The sequence below is a fragment of the Dorea sp. genome (genome assembly GCF_977044405.1).
This window is the reverse complement of the sequence record NZ_CDRRQK010000032.1, coordinates 20,778-27,247: the sequence shown is the minus strand read 5'-3', so window position 1 is coordinate 27,247 and position 6,470 is coordinate 20,778. Positions and strand designations below refer to the sequence as shown.

General features: G+C 40.7%; 10 protein-coding genes. 9 read left to right on the top strand and 1 reads right to left on the bottom strand.

Annotated elements, in window-relative coordinates; translation table 11 throughout:
* From ACWJAF_RS12430 to nrdG, 3 genes are all read left to right on the top strand, one after another.
* Nucleotides 1-193 (top strand): hypothetical protein (locus tag ACWJAF_RS12430; protein ID WP_448864326.1); only part of this gene is annotated, 193 nt, incomplete at its 5' end.
* A 341-nt stretch (nucleotides 194-534) separates the two neighbouring features.
* Complete coding sequence (locus tag ACWJAF_RS12425; protein WP_448864324.1) at nucleotides 535-762, top strand: hypothetical protein; 228 nt, start codon at nucleotides 535-537, stop codon at nucleotides 760-762.
* 406 nt (nucleotides 763-1,168) lie between these two features.
* Nucleotides 1,169-1,690, top strand: coding sequence for an anaerobic ribonucleoside-triphosphate reductase activating protein (gene nrdG, locus ACWJAF_RS12420; protein WP_448864321.1), 522 nt, complete (start codon nucleotides 1,169-1,171; stop codon nucleotides 1,688-1,690).
* Nucleotides 1,691-1,721: 31 nt separating this feature from the next.
* On the opposite strand, the gene ACWJAF_RS12415 is transcribed toward nrdG, so the two are convergent.
* Nucleotides 1,722-2,063 carry a helix-turn-helix domain-containing protein gene (locus tag ACWJAF_RS12415; protein WP_448864319.1) on the bottom strand — a complete coding sequence of 114 codons (342 nt, stop codon included), beginning with the start codon at nucleotides 2,061-2,063 and terminating at the stop codon, nucleotides 1,722-1,724.
* Nucleotides 2,064-2,232: 169 nt separating this feature from the next.
* On the opposite strand from ACWJAF_RS12415, the gene ACWJAF_RS12410 reads away from it, so the two are divergent.
* From ACWJAF_RS12410 to atpA, 6 genes are all read left to right on the top strand, one after another.
* Nucleotides 2,233-2,418, top strand: coding sequence for a chorismate--pyruvate lyase (locus ACWJAF_RS12410; protein ID WP_448864317.1), 186 nt, complete (start codon nucleotides 2,233-2,235; stop codon nucleotides 2,416-2,418).
* A 455-nt stretch (nucleotides 2,419-2,873) separates the two neighbouring features.
* Nucleotides 2,874-3,578: a F0F1 ATP synthase subunit A gene (locus ACWJAF_RS12405; RefSeq protein ID WP_296032458.1), complete on the top strand. Its 705-nt coding sequence runs from the start codon at nucleotides 2,874-2,876 to the stop codon at nucleotides 3,576-3,578.
* A gap of 62 nt (nucleotides 3,579-3,640) precedes the next feature.
* The gene (gene atpE, locus ACWJAF_RS12400) at nucleotides 3,641-3,868 is read left to right on the top strand and encodes an ATP synthase F0 subunit C (protein ID WP_006428768.1); all 228 of its coding nucleotides are present in this window, start codon (nucleotides 3,641-3,643) and stop codon (nucleotides 3,866-3,868) included.
* Nucleotides 3,869-3,917: 49 nt separating this feature from the next.
* Nucleotides 3,918-4,415, top strand: a complete 498-nt coding sequence (gene atpF / locus ACWJAF_RS12395) for a F0F1 ATP synthase subunit B (RefSeq protein WP_296032461.1) — start codon at nucleotides 3,918-3,920, stop codon at nucleotides 4,413-4,415.
* On the top strand, nucleotides 4,399-4,938 hold the full coding sequence (atpH, locus tag ACWJAF_RS12390; protein ID WP_296091834.1) for an ATP synthase F1 subunit delta: 540 nt from the start codon (nucleotides 4,399-4,401) through the stop codon (nucleotides 4,936-4,938). Before atpF ends, atpH begins: the two co-directional genes overlap by 17 nt.
* 1 nt (nucleotide 4,939) lies before the next feature.
* On the top strand, nucleotides 4,940-6,460 hold the full coding sequence (gene atpA, locus ACWJAF_RS12385; RefSeq protein ID WP_296032463.1) for a F0F1 ATP synthase subunit alpha: 1,521 nt from the start codon (nucleotides 4,940-4,942) through the stop codon (nucleotides 6,458-6,460).
* Nucleotides 6,461-6,470 lie beyond the last annotated feature (10 nt).

Sequence of the window (6,470 nt, the reverse complement as noted above, 5' to 3'; positions counted from 1 at the left end):
GGCACGCATCACCGCAACCGGTACCGGCGTGGATATTGATAAGGTGGAGTATTCCGACGATGGGAAACATTATCTCACCGGCACGAGCTTTACCAGCGACACGGAAATTACCAAGTTCTATATCCGTGTGACGGATTCCAAGGGCAATGTCACCAATTGGCTGTATGAGAATGGCAAGGTGACGCAGAAGTAACGACTGACAGCTCCCTGACCCGCGCTGAGGCGGTCTGTCTGCTGTCAAAAAAATAAATGCCAAAAAGCGGCGTATTTCCGGACTTTTTGCGAGGCTGACATCATCAGGAAAGCCTTGCGGAAAGTCCGGTTTTCTTGTATGAAAATATATCTACTTTTTGGCCCGATTACTTTGATGTCATACTATTTTACTGAAATGTATGGAGCAGAGAAGAAGCAGTACCTGGACGCTAATAATTATAATAATACAAAAAGAAATCATGCAACAATCGTAAAGTTGATAGCGACTTTGAAACGAGCAACAAAGTATCAAAAAACTTTGAACCTTTGAATCAGCATCAGATGGAGCAGTTTCTATCTGTTCTCACGAAGTATAGGAATGTATGTGCGCATGGGGAACGACTGTTTACATACAGAACGGTAGATGCTATTGCGGATACACCGCTTCATAAAAAACTTTCATTACCACAGAGCGGTAATCAGTACGAAAAAGGAAAACAGGATCTGTTTGCTGTGGTGATTGCTTTTAGATATCTATTACCTGGAAAAGTATTACCAAATACCATTTAAAGTAAAGAAATATCCTCTAAGAGATAGTGAAATACCTTTTGTGTTTGAAAGAGAGGGGAATCCATTCGTGAGAGGATTTGAATAAAAGAACAGGAGTGCATGGAATGATGTGCTCCTGTTCTTTGCATTATAATAGGTAGAATAATATCAGAATTCATGCTAATATAGACACATAAAACAAACGGAGGTACTGATCCTGGGAGCATTGAGAGATTATCACGGAGAGCTACTTCTTGTTGGAATCAACTGTAATAAGAAGACCAAGGAACATGAATGCGAAATAGAAAAGATAGAGAGAAGTCTTACGAAGCAGGCATGAACGGACACCCATCCAAGCCTGCCAGTGTAGAACGGTTGACGGATATGATTTATAAATTTATGAAATAAGACAGGAGGAATATTGTATATGAACTACGGAAATATAAAAGAATGCGACATCGCAGACGGACCAGGCGTGAGAGTGAGTTTATTTGTCTCAGGATGCCGACATCACTGTAAAGGCTGCTTCAATGCAGAGACATGGGAGTTTGGATTCGGACATCCTTATACAGAAGAGACGGAAAAAAAGATTCTGGAACTGCTTGGATCTAACTTTATCCAGGGCTTCACGCTTCTTGGGGGAGAACCATTCGAGCCGGAGAATCAGGTAGAGCTTGTAAAGCTTCTTAAGAAGATCCGCAAGACGTACCCAAAGAAAGATGTCTGGTGTTATAGCGGATACCTCTTTGATAAAGATATGGTGCCGGGAGGATGTATCTATACGGATGTGACAGAAGAGATGTTGTCTTATATAGACGTCCTGGTTGATGGAGAATTCAAGGAAGAGTTAAAAGATGTAACCCTGGTATTCAGAGGAAGTCAGAACCAGAGAATTATTAATGTGGCTGAGAGTAAAAAACAGGGGAAAGTTGTACTTGAAGCGTATTAGTATGAATCGGAGGTATAAAAAGGGCAGGAGATTATTTCTCCTGCCAGATGCGTAACATCTTGATGATCTTTTCTTTTTCCGTAATTGAAAAACCACGGAATACATTGAGTACTTCGTCATTCAACTGACGTTCTTTTTCGTCCAGAGGAGGAAGATCTCTTCCTGCATCCAGAATTGTGTCCACGGATACGTTACAAAGTTTTGAATAATAGAGAAGAACTCTCAGATTAAGCTTTGCACGATTGTTCTCGACATTGCTGACGAAAGGAACGGTACAGTTTAAATCTTTTGCTACCTGTTCCTGAGTGATCCCGCGTTCACTCCTTAATTGTTTCATTTTTAATCCAACTTTTGAAAAATCCACTTCGTTCATTGCAAGGCTCCTTTATTATTAATGTATAACGATATTATATAAGTATATATTATTATAAATCGTGACAATAATCAATACAGAAAAATTTACTTTTTTAAATAAAAAGAGTATAATCAAGATAAGTTATACAAAAGACAGGACGACAGGACAGAAAAAGGAGGCAAAATATATGTTAACATGTATCTATGTAGTGGAAAAAATTGATGGTGATTATGCAGAACTCAGACGTGTTGATGCACTGACACATGATCCGGAAGAGACCAAGACGATAGCAAGAGCATTACTTCCGGCAGAGATTATGGAAGGCAATAAACTGTTATATGAGAACCTGCAGTACCGTCTGATTGCAGAGTAAGAACAGATATATCAATTTTGAATGAGTATACATATAAAATTGAGATATAAAAGAGAATAACGGGAAAAAGAAGTGTAGAGGTTAAAAAAGAACTGATGCACTTCTTTTTATTTTATATAATGCAATATGAATATCAGATGCAATATACAGTTTCGCAAAAATGTCTGATAGACTGCGGAAATTGAAGACATTTTCTCAAGAAGAAAAAAGAGAAAAATCACGATTTTGTAGAAAATGACGAATAATGGAAAATCAAAATTGTGCATTTTCATTGTGAAAAAAAGAACATAAATTGGAACTACCATTTTGATGTGAAAAAAATGATGAGAAAATGTGGGAAATTAAAATAAATTAAAGTAAAAATCAACAAAAAAATAATAAAAAAATAAGGAAAATGACCACTGGACAAAACAATTGACATTTTCAAAAAATCGCAGTAAACTAGCAAAAAAATTATGAAGGAAGGGGATAGTACGGAAAAGCTTGTTGAAAGCCTTGTAGAAGAACTTAACTGTGAAACCGTATTTACCATCCCGGTATTTGGAGGAATCGCTGTTGACGAAGGTGTTGTTGTAACTTGGATCATTATGGCGGTTCTTACTATTCTAAGTATAGTATTCGTAAGGAATCTAAGCGTAGAGAAACCGGGAAAGGTACAGCTTATGCTGGAATCAGTAATTGGCTGGGCACAGGATTTCTTTGAAGGTATAATAGGAAAAGAAAACAGGGGCTATATTCCATATCTGATGACGGTAGCGCTTTATCTTGCAATATCAAATGTCATCGGGCTGTTAGGATTTAAGCCTCCGACAAAGGACATGAACGTAACAATCGCACTTGCCGTTATGAGTATGTTCGTGATCGAGTGGTCCGGTATCCATAAAAATGGTCTGGTTCACTGGTGCAAACATTTTGCAAAGCCAGTGCCGATCGTAGCACCAATCATGATACTGGAGATTGTAATCCGCCCACTGTCGCTTTGTATGCGACTGTTTGGTAATATGTTAGGTGGATTTGTAGTCATGGAACTGATCAAACAGGTCGTTCCTTTAATTGTGCCGATACCGTTTAGTTTTTATTTTGATATATTTGACGGATTATTACAGGCATATGTATTCGTATTCTTAACTGCATTATTTATGACAGAAGAGATGGAATAAAAATAAGACATTTACAACATTTAGTATAAGTAGACTTAGGATAAGAAAAGGAGAAAAAAATTATGAGTGGAACAATTATCGCAATTGGAGCAGGTATCGCAGTACTTACAGGTATCGGAGCAGGTGTTGGTATCGGTATCGCAACAAGCAAAGCAGTAGACGCTATCGCAAGACAGCCGGAAGCAGACGGAAAGATCAGAACATCCCTGATCCTTGGTTGCGCACTTGCAGAGGCAACCGCTATTTACGGTTTCATTATCGCACTTTTGATCGTCCTTCTTTTGAAATAATGTTTTCTGACGATAACGGATCAAAGAAGGGAAAGGCAGGTAGAGATAGATGCTGAGAATAGATTTTAATCTTGTGCTGACGATCATCAACATCATCGTTCTGTATCTGATTCTCAGAAAATTCCTGTTTCGCCCGGTCATGGACATTATGGAAAAGCGGGAGAAGATGATTGCAGACGGAATCAGCCATGCAAATGAAGAGCAGGACAAAGCACATGCTCTTAAGAAACAGTATGAAGAGGCATTGAATGGAGCAAAAGAAGAATCCACGAAGATGATCGAACAGGCGAAACTGGATGCAAAACAGGAATACAACCAGATCCTGAACGAGGCTAATGAAAAGGCAGACAAGGTTATGAAGACAGCAAGAGAAAGCCTTAATCAGGAAAGAGAACAGGCCTTTGATGATATGAAGGCACAGGTTGCAGGGCTGGCAATGGATGCTGCGAAGAAGATTTTACTTGAGAATGCAGACAGCATAAGCAGCGCAGATGCATATGACCAGTTTTTGAAAGATGCAGGTGATTCCCATGACAGCGAAGAATAGAAAAGAAGCAGAGCCGGTATTCTGCCAGGTGGCAGCACTCCGGTATGCGAAAGTTCTAAGTGAACTTGGAATTTCGAAAGAAACTGTCCGGGAGACAGAGAACATTTTCGAAACATCACAGGAATTAAAGGCAGCACTGGTAAACCCAGTGATCACAAAAGAAACAAAACACAACATCATTGATAAAGTATTCCCGGAGGAAATGCGTACATTTCTTAAGGTGGCATGTGATCATGACAAGCTTGTGATCGCAGACCAGATCTTTGCAGCGTACGAAGAATTACAGAATCAGGCAGCAGGAGTTAAGACAGTGTATCTTCGTTACACGGTTCTTCCAAGCAAAGAGCAGAAAAAGAAGATGGGAGACTTCATCAAGAAGAAATACAGTGCCGGAGACATCAAATGGGTTATGGCAGAAGATAAGGCACTGATCGGCGGATTCATCCTGCAGGTTGACGGAAAAGAATATGACTACAGTGTGCAGGGCCGCCTGAACCGCTTAGAGCGGAAATTAACGAATTAACATGGAGGTGAAGGAATTGAGTGCAATCAGCTCAGATGAAATTATCTCTATATTAAAAGAAGAGATAAAGAATTATGATGTAATAAGCAGAGATCAGGAAGTAGGTACTGTTATCTCTGTTGGTGATGGAATCGCCTCCGTATACGGAATCGACCACGCAATGTATGGCGAGATTGTCACATTGGAGACAGGTCTTAAGGGCATGGTACAGGATATCAAGGAAAATGAGATCAGCTGTATCCTGTTCGGAGATGATTCAGAGATCAAACAGGGCACAAAAGTGTGCCGTACGGGTAAAAAAGCAGGTATTCCGGTAGGTGAAGGCTATATCGGAAGAATCGTAGATGCTCTTGGAGCACCAATCGATGGAAAAGGTGAGATCAAAGCTGACGGATACCGTCCGGTAGAGAATGAGGCACCTGGAATCGTTGACCGTAAGTCGGTAAGCGTTCCGCTTGAAACAGGTATCCTTTCTATTGATTCCATGTTCCCAATCGGACGTGGACAGCGAGAGTTGATCATTGGTGACAGACAGACAGGTAAGACATCCATTGCAACCGATACGATCATCAACCAGAAAGGAAAAGATGTCATCTGTATCTATGTAGCAATTGGTCAGAAAGCATCAACTGTAGCAAGACTGGTAAATGACTTAAAAGCACATGACGCACTGGATTACACTACAGTATTCTGCTCAACAGCCAGTGAATGTGCACCACTTCAGTATATTGTACCTTATTCAGCAACAGCGCTTGCAGAGTACTTCATGTATCAGGGAAAAGATGTATTGATCGTATATGATGATCTGTCTAAACATGCGGTAGCATACCGTGCAATCTCTCTGTTACTTGGACGTTCACCTGGACGTGAAGCTTATCCTGGTGACGTATTCTATTTACATTCAAGACTGCTCGAACGAAGCAGCCGTTTAAGTGATGAAGCAGGCGGAGGTTCTATCACAGCACTTCCGATCATCGAGACACAGGCAGGAGATGTATCTGCATACATTCCTACGAACGTTATTTCTATCACAGACGGACAGATCTTCTTAGAGAGTGACCTGTTCAATGCCGGTATGCGTCCGGCCGTTAACGTTGGTCTTTCTGTATCCCGTGTAGGTGGAGCAGCACAGACAAAGGCTATGAAGAAAGCCAGTGGTAGTGTCCGTATCGACCTGGCACAGGCAAGAGAGATGGAATCATTTACCCAGTTCAGTTCAGACCTTGACGATGCAACAAAGAATCAGCTGAAATACGGAAGCTGTCTGACAGAACTGTTAAAACAGCCTCTGGGACGTCCGTTAAGTCTTCATGAGCAGGTGATCACACTTTGTGTCGCTACGAATAAACTGATGCTTGATATTGACACAAAGAAGATCAAAGAATTCCAGATGGATATGCTTGCGTTCTTTGACAGAGAACACAAAGAAATCGGCAAAGCGATCGACGAGAAGAAAGTTCTGGATGATGAACTGAAAGAGCAGATTCTTGCAGCAGCAAAGGAATTCAAGGAAAGAAGATAAGCGGGTGTAG

What these genes read in the sequence shown, in the direction of transcription:
- ACWJAF_RS12425 (WP_448864324.1), top strand. Translation starts at nt 535, where the DNA reads ATGGAGCAGTTTCTATCTGTTCTCACGAAGTATAGGAATGTATGTGCG.
- atpF (WP_296032461.1), top strand. Translation starts at nt 3,918, where the DNA reads ATGCTGAGAATAGATTTTAATCTTGTGCTGACGATCATCAACATCATC.
- atpE (WP_006428768.1), top strand. Translation starts at nt 3,641, where the DNA reads ATGAGTGGAACAATTATCGCAATTGGAGCAGGTATCGCAGTACTTACA.
- ACWJAF_RS12410 (WP_448864317.1), top strand. Translation starts at nt 2,233, where the DNA reads ATGTTAACATGTATCTATGTAGTGGAAAAAATTGATGGTGATTATGCA.
- ACWJAF_RS12415 (WP_448864319.1), bottom strand. Translation starts at nt 2,063, where the DNA reads ATGAACGAAGTGGATTTTTCAAAAGTTGGATTAAAAATGAAACAATTA.
- atpH (WP_296091834.1), top strand. Translation starts at nt 4,399, where the DNA reads ATGACAGCGAAGAATAGAAAAGAAGCAGAGCCGGTATTCTGCCAGGTG.
- ACWJAF_RS12405 (WP_296032458.1), top strand. Translation starts at nt 2,874, where the DNA reads ATGAAGGAAGGGGATAGTACGGAAAAGCTTGTTGAAAGCCTTGTAGAA.
- atpA (WP_296032463.1), top strand. Translation starts at nt 4,940, where the DNA reads ATGGAGGTGAAGGAATTGAGTGCAATCAGCTCAGATGAAATTATCTCT.
- nrdG (WP_448864321.1), top strand. Translation starts at nt 1,169, where the DNA reads ATGAACTACGGAAATATAAAAGAATGCGACATCGCAGACGGACCAGGC.